Raw genomic sequence first — 14,195 nt, forward strand, 5'->3', positions numbered from 1 at the left:
TTAGCTTATCTAAAAGAAAGACGGGCTACTAAAAAGTCTATAAATGCTCTCGTTTTGGCCGATAAATTAGAAGTATTAGGATAAAGTAATTGAATATTTTGTAGCGGTAATGAGAAATCGGGAAATAATCGAATTAACCGGTTTTGTTGAATATCTTCATCAACTAACCATGCTGGGCAAATCGCAATACCTAAAGATGAGAGAGCCATTTGATGAATGGCTGTTACCGAGTTTGATTCATACTGACTTCGAATAAAAGGTAATGAATATTGCTCACCTAAACTATTTTCCAAAATATATTGTGAATCTTGCCAGTTCAATAATGTGTGACCAATCCACGGAACATTTGCTAAATCAGATATATTTTCTACGGGATGGTTTTGTATAAATTGTGGAGTAGCAACAATATAAATTGGATATTCCCCAATTTTTCGAGTTTTTAGAGATGAGTTTTTTAAATTCCCTAGTCGAATAACCAGATCTAATTTTTCAGTCACTAAATCATCGAGAGATGAATTAAAAGAATACTGTAAACGTAAATGTGGATAAAGCCGACAAAACTCAGGAAGTAAAGGCAAAATGAAACGTTGGCCAAATTCATTGGTAGACGAAAACCGTAAAGTGCCTGTAATGCTTGTGCCTAAGTGTTGGCTTCGCTCAAATGCCTCATCAATCTGAAGTTGGATTTGTTTAAAATCTTCATAAAAATGCTGACCAATTTCAGTTAATGCAATATTACGGGTGTTACGAATTAATAGGCTTGTATTGAGCTGCTTTTCTAATTGTTTTATATCGATACTCACCATTGATCGGCTTAAGCCTAAAATTTCAGCAGCCTTGGTAAAAGAGCCAGAATCAACGACTTGTAAAAAACTGGTAATTTGCTTGAGGTTTTTTTGCACAATTAAGCCAATTGTTTAAAATTATCAAACAATGATTTTACTTCGCTTGAATCGACAATAAAAGAGCTAGATCTTACCCTGCCTGCACGGAGGTAGGTATGTCTTATCGATATAAAATAGCGACAGTGTTTTTAGTTGGGTTCTTTATTGATTGCATCAACATTTTTATGTCCGCAATTGCATTGCCTAATATTGCATCGTCATTTTCAGTTAGCCCATCCATGGTCGCTTGGGTAACAAATGCGTATATTCTCGGCCTCATTTTAATTATGCCCATGAGTTTATGGTTAGCCACCAAACTTGGGAACCAAAAGTTATTGTGTTATTCGATGCTTTTATTCTCGATAAGCATTTGCTTTATTGGCTTTAGTGAATCGATTTATAGCTTAATTTTTTGGCGATTTATTCAAGGCGTAGCTGGAGGTTTATTAATTCCAGTCGGGCAAGCACTCGTATATGCCTTATTCCCGAACCAAGAACGCCAACGTATTTCTACCATGATTATGGCAATTGCGCTTATTGCCCCTGCATTTTCACCTGCGATTGGCGGTGTGATTATTGATTCATTGAATTGGCGATGGGTATTCTTATCTAACCTTCCTTTTTCTTTACTTGCATCAGCCCTAGCATGGTTCTGGATTAAAAAAACAGAGAATGTGTCGAGTGAAAAACCAGACATAAAAGGGTTAGTTATTTTTAATATAAGTCTGTTATGTTTGTTACTCTCCTTTTCATTTTATAGTGATTACCATAACGCCTCATTCGCTATAACTAGTTTTCTAATTTCAGTCGGAATGCTTATTTTTTATATTCGACATGCGAAAAACATTTGCCATCCTGTTCTTAATCTTGAGTTATTAAAAAATAAAAATTTACGTAATGCATTTATTGTCTATTACGCCGTTCCGGGTATTTTTACAGGCGTTAATTTACTCAATATTTTTAATTTACAGCTTAATTTCGGCTTTAACGCAAAACAAACTGGTTTATTCATGTTGCTCTATGCAACTGGGGCACTCACTGCCATGATTAGTGGTGGTCTGCTCTATCAACGGTTAGGAAAAAAGTCTCTTCTTATTATTGGAATAACCCTACATAGCTTTGGCATATTTCTTTTGTTTTGTATTTCAAACACAAGCCCTGTAAGCTTTTTAGTGATTTCTTATTTATTGATGGGTATGGGAGGGGGCTTAAGTGCCAACATTGCCCAAATTAGCTCATTGATTGATTTTTCAGGCCAAGATTTATTACAAGGAAGTGTGCTGTGGAATATTAATCGACAAGTTTCATTTAGTGTCGGTACTGTTGTTCTCATTTCGATATATAACTTGATGTCTAGCTCAAGCGATTTGCTTCGTTATCAACATACTTTTTTAATTGCAGCTTTGCTCTGTTTACTTTCACTCATTCCCGTTTTAAAGGAGAAAACCCATGTCTAATCAAATGGATCAAGCCATTCAAAGTGTCATTGACCTACATATTTTAATAGAAAATGTATTTACAGGAAAAAATGCAGAGCAAAGTCTGAGCCCGCTTTTAGATAGCTTTGATCAAAATTTTAAGATGGTAACGGTTCAAGGTCAGAGTATTGGTTTAGCCGAAGTTAAAAGCTTATTTAGTCAAAATATTGGAAAGAAACCCTCTTTAAAAATCACCATTATTAAGAGTACAGCTTTATACGAATTTGAAAATTATTGTTGGGTGCAATATCAGGAACATCAGCAAACTGATGAAACCGAGACAGTGCGTACCTCTACGGCCTGCATTAAAATAGAAGATAAAAAATGTTATTGGGTGTATTTACATGAAACTTTTGTTCCCTCGTCTTAAGTCATGTAGAGCACCTTAAAGATGGCACCTATTTTGCTTAACAATATTACGTTTTATGAAAATCGTAATACTGATCAAAATGGGGAGCTCTCGATATGGGTTATGTTGCAAAGGAATTTACGCGAAAGAACAAGCTGATTCTCAGTATTTGTTCTTTCGTGATTCCAATATGTCTTTGGTGCGCAATCAGTTACTTACCTTTTGTTTGGCATCCTCAAGTACAAATCACGAGTTCGGGAAGTGTTTCTTACTTACAAGTAGGAAGTCGCATTGATAAAAATGTGTTCTATCTCGAAGCACAAAATGCAGTCAAGCGAAATTCTGCACCACCACAAGGTATTTTGGTTAATCCGATTTATTTACCCGCTCCCCATGAAGTCGCTAAGGCTTTGGTCACCGCATTTACAACACCACCAGAACAACCTGATTCACCATGGTTTCATCAAAGTTTATGGCACAGTATTAAACTGGTATTTTCAGCTTTTTTTATCTCTTCATTGATTGGGATTCCACTGGGTATTTTGTGTGGTTTTTCTAAGCGAATATCCCTGTTAACAGAACCGTTTGTCGAATTTTTCCGTTACTTACCCGCTCCCGCCTTTGGTGCACTTGCAGTAGCAATTTTAGGGATTAATGACGCACCTAAAATTGCCATTATTGTGATTGGTACTCTTTTTCAGCAAATTCTCATTATTGCCAATACCACCCGAATGGTAGATCGAAGCTTAATTGAAGCTGGCTATACGCTTGGTACCAATAAACTCAAAAGTTTATTTCATGTGGTGATTCCTGCGGCCTTACCTGATATTTACCGTGATTTACGTGTGTTACTGGGCTGGGCTTGGACCTACTTAATTGTTTCAGAGTTGATTGGTACAACCTCGGGTATTACGTGGTTCATTACTCAACAGGCTCGCTATCAGAACTTTGACAACGTCTATGCGGCTATTTTGATTATTGGTGTGATTGGTCTGGTTTGTGATTGGGTATTAATGAAGTTAGGTGAGCGGATGTTCACTTGGAAAGTAGGAGCAAAATAATGAACGATTCAACATTTAACGCGCATGAATACTTTCAAAAAATTTATGAACGTCCTGTGATTTTGGAAGCTAAACAACTGAGCCAAGTTTTTAAGCATGGTCAAAACGAACGCACTGTTTTAAATAAGCTCGATTTAAAAATTCATAAAAGAGAATTTATTTGTGTGATTGGCCCTTCTGGCTGCGGTAAGTCAACACTGAGCCGTGTTATCGCAGGTTTAGACCCATACCATAGTGGAGAAGTTTTAGTAGACGGCGAATGCATTACAGATCCATGCCCTGAACGCGGCATGGTATTTCAGGGTTATACCCTTTTCCCTTGGAAAACTGTAAAAGAAAATGTGATGTTTGGTCCGCAAATGCGTGGGGCTAGCCAAATGACAGCCGAAGCTCAAGCACGCGAATGGATCAATATTATTGGTTTAGAAAAATATGAAAATCAGTATCCACATCAACTTTCTGGCGGCATGAAACAGCGGGTTGCGATTGCTAGAGCCTTGGTTAATCAACCTAAAATTTTACTCATGGATGAACCTTTTGGTGCGCTCGACCCACACACCCGTCAAAAAATGCAAAAGCACTTGATGGATTTATGGCAAAACATTGATATCACCATTATTTTTGTGACCCATGACATGGATGAGGCTATTTTACTGGCAGACCGAATTGTGGCACTTAAAGCCAACCCCGGTGAAATTAAGGAAATTATTGAAGTTAATTTACCCCGCCCACGCTCACTCGATTTAATGAGTACACCTGAGTTCAAACAGCTCCGTTCACGAGTTGATTATCTGGTACATGCTGAAGAAGATGAGCTTGACCCTGCGTTGCAAGACTTACCAAAAATACCGCGTATGACTCAAGTCAGTACAGAAAAATAAATCAGACACAAAAAAGCCCAAGTTCAACTTGGGCTTTTTGCTTTATGGAGCTTATTTGAGTTGTTCTATGAGTGTCGGATAAATCAGCCCATCTACATTTTGTTCAGTTTTATAAATACCATTTTCGACATTAAATTTATTGACGTGATAGCTAGAGCCATAAATTGAGTCAAAGCCTTGAGATTTAGCAAATACTTTTTTATTGGCACTGATATCTAATAAATGCGTACCGCTGACCATCAACTCATATTGCTTTGGATCAACCCCTGAACGGTTTGCCATGATTTTAACCGCATCGGCATGAGTTGCAGGGTCATTAATATATTTAACGGTTTTATCCCACACTTGAATGATTTTTTTCCATTCCTCTTGATGAGCAGTTAAGTGGCTCATGTTGACTGTTAAGGTGTCGTAAATTAAACCCGGCTTGTCTTTAGAGGTATAGATAATTTTAGAGCCTGCCACTGCTTTTAACGCCTGACCTGCAACAGGTTGCCAAACAGCAATCGCAGAAATATCGGGGCTATTAAACACTTGAGGTAATTGGTTCGTCGCTGAATTTACCAACGTTACCTCATTCGCTTTAATGTTATGGTCAGTTAAAGCAGTTGCCAATAAAAGATGATCAACCAAGCCTTTTTCGACGCCGATTGATTTTCCTTTTAAGTCTTGAATGGTGTTAATACCCTCTTTTGCAATAATGACATCATTGCCCGCAGAATAATCTGTTGCCATGATCATCATGCCTTGAGTACCACCCGAAGCAGTTACCAAGTTATCGCCATTGGTGACCAACACAGCATCGAGCTGATTTGCCGAAAAAGCTGAAAGAGAAGCCGAATAATCAAACCATTTAAACTCTACATTTAGCCCTGCTTCTTTTAACCAGCCTTTCTCAATAGCCACTTGCCAAGCCACCCAGCCTGGCCAATCGCTATATCCAATGGTAATTGGTTTTGTATTTGTGGATGCCTGAGTGTCTTGTTTAGCCTCAGGCACTTTAGCGGTATTGTCACACCCACCCAATACAACTGCCGATAAAATAGATACGGATAACAACGCTTTTTTAATCATATAGAAACTTCCCCAACATTTTTACTAACAACACTTTGAGCGTTTTGATTGAGTGACTGTATATAAGCTCGCCAGCCTCCAAAATGGCTAATATCGGTTGCATCTTGAATGGCATACGCTTCGCAAATAAAGCCTTTGACCCATGTTCCATCTTTTAGTTTCAGGTTCCCAATACCAAGTGGTGCAGGCACTTCAGCCACAATAGCTCCAAAATTTGCTAAGGGAACATCCCACACTTCGACGTCAATTGACGTACCTGTCGCGTCGCATTGCAGCCCCGGTTTTGGTGGTGTGGTATTTTTTAAGGCAAAGAGTTTATAAGTCTCTGCGGTCTGGGTTTTCTTAAGCAAAGTGGCATTGCGACTAGTGAGCTGAAAATTAAGCGGCATGCCTGTTAAGTGCGCTCCCACCACAGCTAGTTGCACTGAATGATTCGACTGGATGTTTATACTTTTTTGATAATGTTGAGTTGATTTACCTAAACTCAGCGATGTTTCGGCTTGCCAAAGCTGCGCAAAATTGGCGAGTGCCTGATCGTGCCAAGCTGGTGCAATAAAGGTTACGCCGCTTGGTAGGCCATCTTCACGAAGTACATTTGGTAAAGCTAAAGCAGAAAGATCGGCAAAATTGACAAAGTTGGTATAAGCCCCCATATGCGCATTTTTAGTCAACGGGTCGGCTTCAACTTCGGCAATGGTGTAAATGGTTGGCGCTGTCGGAACCATCAAGGCATCAAAAGGTTGTAATGCCGAGTTAATTTTTCGAGCAAGCACGGCGCGGTTATATTCGGCTTGAAGTGCATCTGTTGCCTTGAATTTATCTGCCTGCGCAATAATCTGGGCAATGACTGGATGAGCCTTTTCACGTGTTGTCATGCGTTCAACAGCGACAGTTCTTTCTGCCACCCATGCATCGTTATACAGTGCGGCAGCAAGCTCATTAAACGCGCTGAAATCAATACTCTCAACTTCATAGCCCAGTTTTTTTACGCGCTCAATTGCCACCAAAAAGGCTTTTTCAGATTCAAGATCACCATAAAACTCAAGCTGAGCTGGAATAGCTATTTTTCGTTTAGAAAATTGAGTCGGTACATTAGCTGGATGTGCTCGTGAATATTCATCTGTTTCATCATAGCCCTGCATTAAATTCGCAATGGTCCACGCATCATCAATATGCAGCGCAAAAATAGAAATGACATCAATGGTTCGACATGCAGGAATTAAACCTGTGGTAGAAAACCAGCCCTTTGTCGGTTTAAGGCCCACAATATTGTTATGACCCGCAGGTACACGCCCTGACCCCGCCGTGTCTGTCCCCAAACTAAAAGGCACAATACCATTGGCAACCACTACTGAAGAACCAGAGCTTGACCCACCGCTAATATATTCAGGGTTAAAACTATTTTTTACTGCACCGTATGGAGAGCGAACACCAACCAGCCCCGTTGCAAACTGATCGAGGTTGGTTTTTCCAACCACAATCGCCCCTGCTTTTTTTAGCTTGGCAACTACGGCAGCGTCTTGCTTAGCTAAATATTGAATCTCTTTACAGGCAGCAGTCGTGTGAAAGCCAGCGACATCAATGTTGTCTTTAACTGCAAATGGCACACCATATAAAGGTAAGTCAGCAATATTCTGGTCTTTTAAAATATCAATTTGCGATTGAATCTGCTCGTTCGATGCAATTTCAATCCACGCATTATCATCATTTTTAATTTCTGCAACGTAGCCAATCAGATCTGCAAGATGGATTTGCCCGTTTTGATATGCTGTTTTCCAGTCTTGAATTGTCCATAAATTTTTCAACACGCTACTCCTCATTTAGTCATTTTGCTGTATAGGCGGCATGACGGCATCCATCAGTTCTAAATGCCCTTTAATCACCCCTTTCAACACAATAAATTGCTGGCTAATTTGTCTGAGTTCAGAACTTGCGCCCTGCATTAACATGACTTGCAATATCTTTTGTTGGTCGAGCTGGATATGAAGTGAACTAATCACCTGTGCTAAAAACTGTTGTTGTAAATCGACCAATTGATTACGCAAGGTCATTTGGCTAGCGTCATAAAGCAGCGTCAACGTGCCTACCATGACTTCATTAGCCTGTGCTTGCTCTGCAATCAGGTGTTTATTAATCATGTCGACTATGGCTTGCGAGCGACTTTCATAGTTCTGCTCGACAATTTTTTGATCGAGTGCGTTAAGTGTCGTTTCAGGTACGGTAATACTGATTCGAGCCAACTTTTGTTTTGCCACAGTCTTATCCTTTTGTTTTAGGCGGCTGATTGTTTTGCTTGATATATACGCCTGCACGTACGCTGAGCAATTCGACTAAAAAGGCTTTTAAAGTTGGCTTTGGTTGAACCACAGGTTTTACATCGTTCATATCGCACCTCTAGCTTGGTATTACCAAATTCAGTTTTTGTATTACTGATAAGAGATGCAGAAAATGTGCCAGTTTTTAAGCGTCGTTTTGATAGGCTTTATGGATATTTATGAGTGATTTTTGGGCAAAAAAAAGCCCCATGCACAGGGATGGGGCTATCTCTTTTAATCCTTAGTTATGTTTCAATAAATCATTCTGATTAAAAAGGAATCCATCTTTAGGAGCCTCTATCTTTATATTATTTATTAAACTTTTAAAATCATTAATCGCTTTATTTGTATCATTACCTTCGCCTTCATATGTCACTAAGATAACTCCAGCATTAGTACCTGATGAAGCACTGATAAGAAAACGTTTATCAAAGTTGGTTGTAAATACATTAGCTTGATAATTCATACCACTACTCAATGGAATATTAATATCCTCATTAACCAATGTTACCCCTTTCATTTTCACTAGTCCTTGTTTCGGAATTTGTAGCGAAGCAACCAGATATTGCATACCCTCTTCTATACCTTTGGGATAATATATCGAAATTATAACTGCCTGTTTACTCGCTTGTTTTATTGCAATTAGCTCTTCATTTTGACCTTTGCTAATATCCCACTGATCTTTTAGATTAACTACAATATTTTTATATTTTACTTCCTGAGCGTAAGCTGGCATAAGCAAATAAAAAAATAGAAATGATAGTAATAAAATTCTCTTCATAATAATTTCCTTTTTATTCTTGAAGTATAATATTGAATATAATTAATACAGTCTAATCTATTTAATAATTTAATTTTTAATCTTCAGATAGACTAATCAAACTATGAGCCCATACATATAAAGAATCTAAAACTGGCCTAAAAGTTTTTCCAAAATCTGTCATTTCATAGACAACTTTGATCGGTGCTTTTTCACCATAAACCGTTCTAGAGATTAAACCGCTTTGCTCTAACTGCTTGAGTTGAAGACTTAATGTCATTTCAGTAATTGTAGGAATGAGTTGCTTGATTTCATTAAAGCGTTTTGGCCCATCTTTTAAATAATACAAAATCACGCATTTCCATTTTCCACCCACCAAGTCCATCGCCATACTGATATGACATGGATAAGTTTTTCCATTTACTGTGACTTCACATGTATTTTCAGTATTTGACATTTTTAACGCTACCTATCAACTTTGATAGTTATTGTACGCCAATACTATAAAAATTATAGTGACTATTATTTTTATAGTTTAAAGGTACTCTCATGGCTTTACTTATTTTGGCCCATCCCTACTACGCTCAATCTATTGCAAATAAAACGATAGTGAATGAACTTATAAAAACCTATCCGGACCTTGAAGTACGAGATATTTTTCAACTTTATCCAGACTATCAAATTGACGTGAGTGCCGAACAAGAAGCCTTGTTACGCCATGACACGATCATCCTGCAATATCCAATGTTCTGGTTTAATATGCCGGCAATTTTGAAATTATGGTTTGATGAAGTTTTTACTTATCAGTTTGCCTATGGCTCTCAGGGCGATAAATTAAAAGACAAAAAAGTCATTATTAGTATGACGGTCGGCCAAACAGAAGCCAACATGGTGAACGACCAAGAAAACTTAATCGATAGCTTTTTAAAAGCGGTTCAATATTCAATTCAATATACGCAAATGCAGTTAAGCGCGACTTACTTGCTTTATGACGTTTCGCCTTTATCAGGTAACCCAGAGTCGAAAATTAAATTAGAAGCGGTTGAACATAGTCATAAAGTATTAAAGCATTTATCTGAAGCATAAGATTTAAAGAGAGCATCGATATTGATGCTCTCTTTTTAATTTAGGCCACAGGTGCCAAGGTAAATAGCACTTGTCCTGTTTTTACAGTTTGCCCTTTTTCAATAGTAATGGTTTCTACCTTCATCCGTTCGGGTGCAATAATTGGAATTTCAATTTTCATTGCCTCAATCACTGCAAGGGTTGCACCTTCTTCAACAATATCTCCCGATACACATTCGATTTTCCAGATTGAGCCCGGCATGTGTGATTCGATTGCACAGCCGCCTTCAGGAATAACCACGGTTTCGCCTTCATCAACAGCATCTAGACTTTCAGAAATATATTCTTGCAAGCCCGCTTCATGCCAACGGCGACGTTCAGCCTCAAAGTTAGCTTGCTGTGTGTCTTTAAAGGCTTGAATGCTGTCTTGATGTGTTTTTAAAAATTCGTTGTATTCTTTTAGGTTGAGTACACCATCTTCAATACGAAGTTGTAGCCGGCCTGCCTTAAAGTCTTCTCGCATTTGCAGAAGTTCAGCCTCAGAAACTTCATAAAACTTAACTTGGTCAAAAAAGCGTAATAACCACGGTTTGCCATCTTCGAAGTCGGCATTTTTACGATAACGACTCCACATTTGAGTGGTACGACCAACAAACTGGTAACCACCCGGCCCTTCCATACCGTACACACACATATACGCACCGCCAATGCCGACCGCATTTTCAGGTGTCCAAGTTCGCGCAGGGTTATATTTTGTGGTGACTAAACGTTGGCGTGGATCGAGCGGCGTCGCAACGGGTGCACCTAAATACACATCGCCTAAACCCATCACCAAATAGTTCGCACTATAGACCACATCTTTAACCGCTTGCTTAGAAGCTAAGCCATTAATACGGCGAATAAACTCGACGTTATCTGGGCACCACGGTGCATCTGGACGAACAATTTGTGTGTAGCGCTCGGTGGCAAGTTGAGTTTGTGAATCTTCCCAAGCCAAAGGCAAATAGACAGTCCGTGAAGGCACCTGCATATTTTGAATATCGGGTAACTCGGCTTCTGCTTGTTGAAGTTTCTGTAAAAGCTCCAGTTGATCGAGTTGAATTGAATCAAAATGAATTTGTAGTGAACGAATACCCGGTGTTAAATCGATAATACCCTGAATGTTTTGATCTTTGACCCATTGCATGAGCGCATGAATACGGAAGCGTAAATTTAAATCGAGTACTAACTCACCATATTCCACCAACAAATAGCTATTTCCTGCTGGTCGATAGGTCACGCTTGGTAAGTCAGCTTTACCGTCTAAAGTTGCCAAAACTGCATCTTTTAAAGTGTCGGGTTCTACTTGAATGGCTGGGTTAAAATCGATCTGAGTTGTATCAGCCGCAGTTAAGCTTTGATGATATTTTTGATCGAGTGCTTTTGCTTGCGCATAACTCACAGGCACAAATTTGACTTTATCGCCTGCTTTAAGCTGCCCGATTTTCCAAAGCTCGGAATGAATGACTACCGCAGGGCAAACAAAACCACCTAAGCTCGGACCATCTGGACCCAAAATAATCGGCATATCGCCCGTAAAATCAATTGCCCCAATCGCATAAGCATTATCATGAATATTGGATGGATGTAAGCCTGCCTCACCGCCGTCTTCACGTGCCCACTCAGGTTTTGGACCAATTAAGCGAATGCCTGTACGGCTTGAGTTATAGTGAATTTCAAACTCGTTGGAAAAGAAGGTATCAATATCTTGTTTGGTGAAAAAATCTGGTGCGCCATGTGGGCCATACATGACTGCAATTTCCCAGTTTTGGGTAAAGCTAGGAATTTGTGCTTGAGCTAAAGCTGTGGTCGATTGAGCGGAATATTCAGTAATCGGCAGCATATCGCCAATTAATAAATTACGGCCTGCGTGCCCACCAAACTGCCCCAAAGTAAAAGTTGCCTGTGACCCTAAGTAGTCAGGAACATCGAAACCACCTTTAACGCCTATATAGCTACGGCAACCTGAACGGATAATCCCACATTTTAAAACTTGCCCTTTTTTTACATTGATGGTTTGCCACATCGGCACAAGTTCACCATCAAGTTTTGACGGCATATCACCGCCTGTAATGACAATTTGGCTATCGCAGTGAAACTTTAAGGTCGGCCCTTGCAAGGTGCATTCAAGCCCTGCGGTATTTGGTTCATTGGCTAAAAGCTGGTTTGCCACAGTTAAACTGAGTGGGTCGATAGCACCTGATGGTGGCACACCAACATCCCAATAACCTAATCGGCCTGTTACATCTTGAATGGCAGTTTGAATACCTGCCTGCAACACCTCAATTTTTTGAGTTTTCCATTCAAACGTATTTAAAAATCGGGTGGTTTGAGTACCCAAAGCAAATACATCGCAAGCAATAATATTTTGCAAATATTCCAGATTGGTTTCAATCCCTGCGACTTGCGTGTTGGCAAGACTAGCACTCATTGCCTGTATGGCTTGCTCCCGTGTTGCAGCAGTCACAATGATTTTGGCAATCATTGGGTCATAAAAAGACGACACCGTTGAACCTGTTTCAACCCATGTTTCGACTCGGGCTTGCGGATCAAATTTAACATGCGTGAGTAAGCCCGCACTGGGTTGGAACTGTTTAATTGGGTCTTCGGCATAGAGACGAACTTGAATGGAATGTCCTGTTGGCTCTAACTGTTCAGTGGGTGCTGACCAGTCACCGCTTGCTAAAGTAACCATCCACTCGACTAAGTCGACACCAAACACTTGCTCAGTCACGCCGTGCTCGACTTGCAAACGCGTGTTGACCTCCAAGAAATAAAACTCTTGGGTTTCGGTGTCCATGACAAACTCAACCGTACCTGCCGAACGATAGTTCACCGACTGCATGAGTTGAATCGCAACTTTTTGAAGGTAGTCACGTTGCTGTTCATTTAAATGTGGTGCGGGTGTTTCTTCAATCACTTTCTGATTACGGCGTTGTACCGAACAATCACGCTCACCCAACGCTAAAACTTGCCCTTTCCCATCACCAAAAATTTGTACTTCGATATGGCGTGCATGTTGTACAAATTTTTCTAAATATAAACCTGCATCTTTAAAATTGACCTGCGCTAAATAAGATACGGTTTGATAAGCATCTTTTAACTCGGTTTCATTCCAGACCAGACGCATACCAATACCACCGCCACCCGCGGTACTTTTCAGCATAACCGGATAGCCAATACGAGCAGCTTCGGTCAAAGCCTTGGCTTCATCGGAAAGTAATGAGCTACCCGGAAGTAAAGGTACATTGCTTTTAATAGCCAGTTCACGTGCAGTATGTTTTAAACCAAAATCGAGCATTTGGCTTGAAGTTGGTCCAATAAAAGCGATACCTTGGCTTTCACACAAATCACAAAACTCGGCATTTTCAGACAAAAAACCATAACCGGGGTGAATGGCTTCTGCTCCCGACTGTTTTGCAACTTCAAGGATTTTTTCAATATTTAAATAACTTTGATGGGCAGGCGCAGGTCCAATCAAGAAAGCTTCATCGGCCAAAGTCACGTGTAACGAATCACGGTCGGCTTCGGAGTAAACAGCCACCGAAGCGATCCCGAGTTTCTTAAGGGTGCGAATTACGCGACAGGCAATTGCACCGCGGTTAGCAATCAGAACTTTTTTAAACATGCTTACACCCCTTCCGCTTCACGGACAACCAGTTGAATTTTGGTTGGGTTATAGGCATTACATGGATTATTCAGCTGAGGGCAATTAGAAATTAAAACAATCAAATCCATTTCTGCCCGAACTTCGACATATTTACCCGGGCCTGAAATTCCGTCATCAAATTTAAGCTGGCCGTCTGGTGTAACAGGCACATTCATAAAAAAGTTAATGTTTGGGCCAATATGACGGACATTTAAGCCATGCTTTTTTGCAATCGGGTGTTTTGCCAAGGCATACATAAAATTGTTACGGCAACTATGCATAGGGTACGTTTCATGTGCATAGCGAACTGTATTACTTTCACATGAACAGGCACCGCCAATGGTGTCATGGCGCCCGCAGTTATCATCATGAATAACCGCAATTGGACGGCCAAAGTTACTATAGAGCTTGGTGCCCTTTTCTAGATATATTTGTTGGTTGATGGCCAAAGTGTCCATTGCGCTATAACGCTCAGTCGGGTTTTCAGCACTCATAAACAAAGTATCGACCGCTTGGTTTCCCTCAAGGTCAATAATTCGAAAATATTGGCCCTTTTTAACCTCGCACATCCACGCTTCACCCGCAGGACAAACTTCATTTAAAACTGCTTTTTCAAATGATTGTAAAACTGTCATGATGC

The 14,195-nt window shown here is 40.0% G+C and carries 14 protein-coding genes; 5 read left to right on the top strand and 9 right to left on the bottom strand.

Annotated elements, in window-relative coordinates:
• Nucleotides 1-5: 5 nt before the first annotated feature.
• Nucleotides 6-902 carry a LysR family transcriptional regulator gene (locus KTJ10_RS02855; RefSeq protein ID WP_064479709.1) on the bottom strand — a complete coding sequence of 299 codons (897 nt, stop codon included), beginning with the start codon at nucleotides 900-902 and terminating at the stop codon, nucleotides 6-8.
• Between the two features lie 98 nt (nucleotides 903-1,000).
• Between KTJ10_RS02855 and KTJ10_RS02860 the strand changes: the two genes are divergently transcribed.
• The 4 genes from KTJ10_RS02860 to KTJ10_RS02875 all read left to right on the top strand — a co-directional run bounded on the left by KTJ10_RS02860 (nucleotide 1,001) and on the right by KTJ10_RS02875 (nucleotide 4,653).
• Entirely contained in the window at nucleotides 1,001-2,341 is a 1,341-nt protein-coding gene (locus tag KTJ10_RS02860; protein WP_262441304.1) for an MFS transporter, read from the top strand.
• Nucleotides 2,334-2,732, top strand: coding sequence for a hypothetical protein (locus tag KTJ10_RS02865; RefSeq protein ID WP_262441305.1), 399 nt, complete (start codon nucleotides 2,334-2,336; stop codon nucleotides 2,730-2,732). The genes KTJ10_RS02860 and KTJ10_RS02865 overlap by 8 nt, the downstream gene beginning before the upstream one ends.
• A gap of 95 nt (nucleotides 2,733-2,827) precedes the next feature.
• A complete protein-coding gene (locus KTJ10_RS02870; RefSeq protein ID WP_075382684.1) occupies nucleotides 2,828-3,772 on the top strand; it encodes an ABC transporter permease in 945 nt (314 codons plus the stop codon).
• Nucleotides 3,772-4,653: an ABC transporter ATP-binding protein gene (locus KTJ10_RS02875; protein ID WP_262441306.1), complete on the top strand. Its 882-nt coding sequence runs from the start codon at nucleotides 3,772-3,774 to the stop codon at nucleotides 4,651-4,653. The genes KTJ10_RS02870 and KTJ10_RS02875 overlap by 1 nt, the downstream gene beginning before the upstream one ends.
• A gap of 51 nt (nucleotides 4,654-4,704) precedes the next feature.
• On the opposite strand, the gene KTJ10_RS02880 is transcribed toward KTJ10_RS02875, so the two are convergent.
• The 6 genes from KTJ10_RS02880 to KTJ10_RS02905 form a co-directional block, all read right to left on the bottom strand.
• Entirely contained in the window at nucleotides 4,705-5,727 is a 1,023-nt protein-coding gene (locus KTJ10_RS02880; protein ID WP_262441307.1) for an ABC transporter substrate-binding protein, read from the bottom strand.
• A complete protein-coding gene (gene atzF / locus KTJ10_RS02885) occupies nucleotides 5,724-7,535 on the bottom strand; it encodes an allophanate hydrolase (RefSeq protein ID WP_262441308.1) in 1,812 nt (603 codons plus the stop codon). The genes KTJ10_RS02880 and atzF overlap by 4 nt, the downstream gene beginning before the upstream one ends.
• A gap of 12 nt (nucleotides 7,536-7,547) precedes the next feature.
• Nucleotides 7,548-7,982: a CopG family ribbon-helix-helix protein gene (locus KTJ10_RS02890; RefSeq protein WP_001118705.1), complete on the bottom strand. Its 435-nt coding sequence runs from the start codon at nucleotides 7,980-7,982 to the stop codon at nucleotides 7,548-7,550.
• Nucleotides 7,983-7,986: 4 nt separating this feature from the next.
• Nucleotides 7,987-8,112 (bottom strand): hypothetical protein, encoded by a 126-nt coding sequence (locus KTJ10_RS02895; protein ID WP_001000625.1) that lies wholly within the window; start codon nucleotides 8,110-8,112, stop codon nucleotides 7,987-7,989.
• Nucleotides 8,113-8,283: 171 nt separating this feature from the next.
• Entirely contained in the window at nucleotides 8,284-8,823 is a 540-nt protein-coding gene (locus tag KTJ10_RS02900) for a hypothetical protein (protein WP_199992824.1), read from the bottom strand.
• 76 nt (nucleotides 8,824-8,899) lie between these two features.
• Nucleotides 8,900-9,259 carry a winged helix-turn-helix transcriptional regulator gene (locus KTJ10_RS02905; RefSeq protein WP_199992823.1) on the bottom strand — a complete coding sequence of 120 codons (360 nt, stop codon included), beginning with the start codon at nucleotides 9,257-9,259 and terminating at the stop codon, nucleotides 8,900-8,902.
• A gap of 92 nt (nucleotides 9,260-9,351) precedes the next feature.
• On the opposite strand from KTJ10_RS02905, the gene KTJ10_RS02910 reads away from it, so the two are divergent.
• Nucleotides 9,352-9,888 carry an NAD(P)H-dependent oxidoreductase gene (locus KTJ10_RS02910; protein WP_199992822.1) on the top strand — a complete coding sequence of 179 codons (537 nt, stop codon included), beginning with the start codon at nucleotides 9,352-9,354 and terminating at the stop codon, nucleotides 9,886-9,888.
• Nucleotides 9,889-9,928: 40 nt separating this feature from the next.
• On the opposite strand, the gene uca is transcribed toward KTJ10_RS02910, so the two are convergent.
• Together uca and KTJ10_RS02920 are read right to left on the bottom strand one after the other, a co-directional pair.
• On the bottom strand, nucleotides 9,929-13,534 hold the full coding sequence (gene uca / locus KTJ10_RS02915) for an urea carboxylase (RefSeq protein ID WP_262441309.1): 3,606 nt from the start codon (nucleotides 13,532-13,534) through the stop codon (nucleotides 9,929-9,931).
• Nucleotides 13,535-13,536: 2 nt separating this feature from the next.
• Complete coding sequence (locus KTJ10_RS02920; protein ID WP_000217380.1) at nucleotides 13,537-14,190, bottom strand: urea amidolyase associated protein UAAP2; 654 nt, start codon at nucleotides 14,188-14,190, stop codon at nucleotides 13,537-13,539.
• Nucleotides 14,191-14,195 lie beyond the last annotated feature (5 nt).

The organism is Acinetobacter sp. WU_MDCI_Abxc222 (assembly GCF_025514755.1).
Taxonomy (GTDB): domain Bacteria; phylum Pseudomonadota; class Gammaproteobacteria; order Pseudomonadales; family Moraxellaceae; genus Acinetobacter; species Acinetobacter geminorum.

Coding starts and splice junctions, on each gene's coding strand:
- KTJ10_RS02860 (WP_262441304.1), top strand. CDS start 1,001: ATGTCTTATCGATATAAAATAGCGACAGTGTTTTTAGTTGGGTTCTTT.
- KTJ10_RS02865 (WP_262441305.1), top strand. CDS start 2,334: ATGTCTAATCAAATGGATCAAGCCATTCAAAGTGTCATTGACCTACAT.
- KTJ10_RS02870 (WP_075382684.1), top strand. CDS start 2,828: ATGGGTTATGTTGCAAAGGAATTTACGCGAAAGAACAAGCTGATTCTC.
- KTJ10_RS02875 (WP_262441306.1), top strand. CDS start 3,772: ATGAACGATTCAACATTTAACGCGCATGAATACTTTCAAAAAATTTAT.
- KTJ10_RS02880 (WP_262441307.1), bottom strand. CDS start 5,727: ATGATTAAAAAAGCGTTGTTATCCGTATCTATTTTATCGGCAGTTGTA.
- KTJ10_RS02895 (WP_001000625.1), bottom strand. CDS start 8,112: ATGAACGATGTAAAACCTGTGGTTCAACCAAAGCCAACTTTAAAAGCC.
- KTJ10_RS02900 (WP_199992824.1), bottom strand. CDS start 8,823: ATGAAGAGAATTTTATTACTATCATTTCTATTTTTTTATTTGCTTATG.
- KTJ10_RS02905 (WP_199992823.1), bottom strand. CDS start 9,259: ATGTCAAATACTGAAAATACATGTGAAGTCACAGTAAATGGAAAAACT.
- KTJ10_RS02910 (WP_199992822.1), top strand. CDS start 9,352: ATGGCTTTACTTATTTTGGCCCATCCCTACTACGCTCAATCTATTGCA.
- uca (WP_262441309.1), bottom strand. CDS start 13,534: ATGTTTAAAAAAGTTCTGATTGCTAACCGCGGTGCAATTGCCTGTCGC.
- KTJ10_RS02920 (WP_000217380.1), bottom strand. CDS start 14,190: ATGACAGTTTTACAATCATTTGAAAAAGCAGTTTTAAATGAAGTTTGT.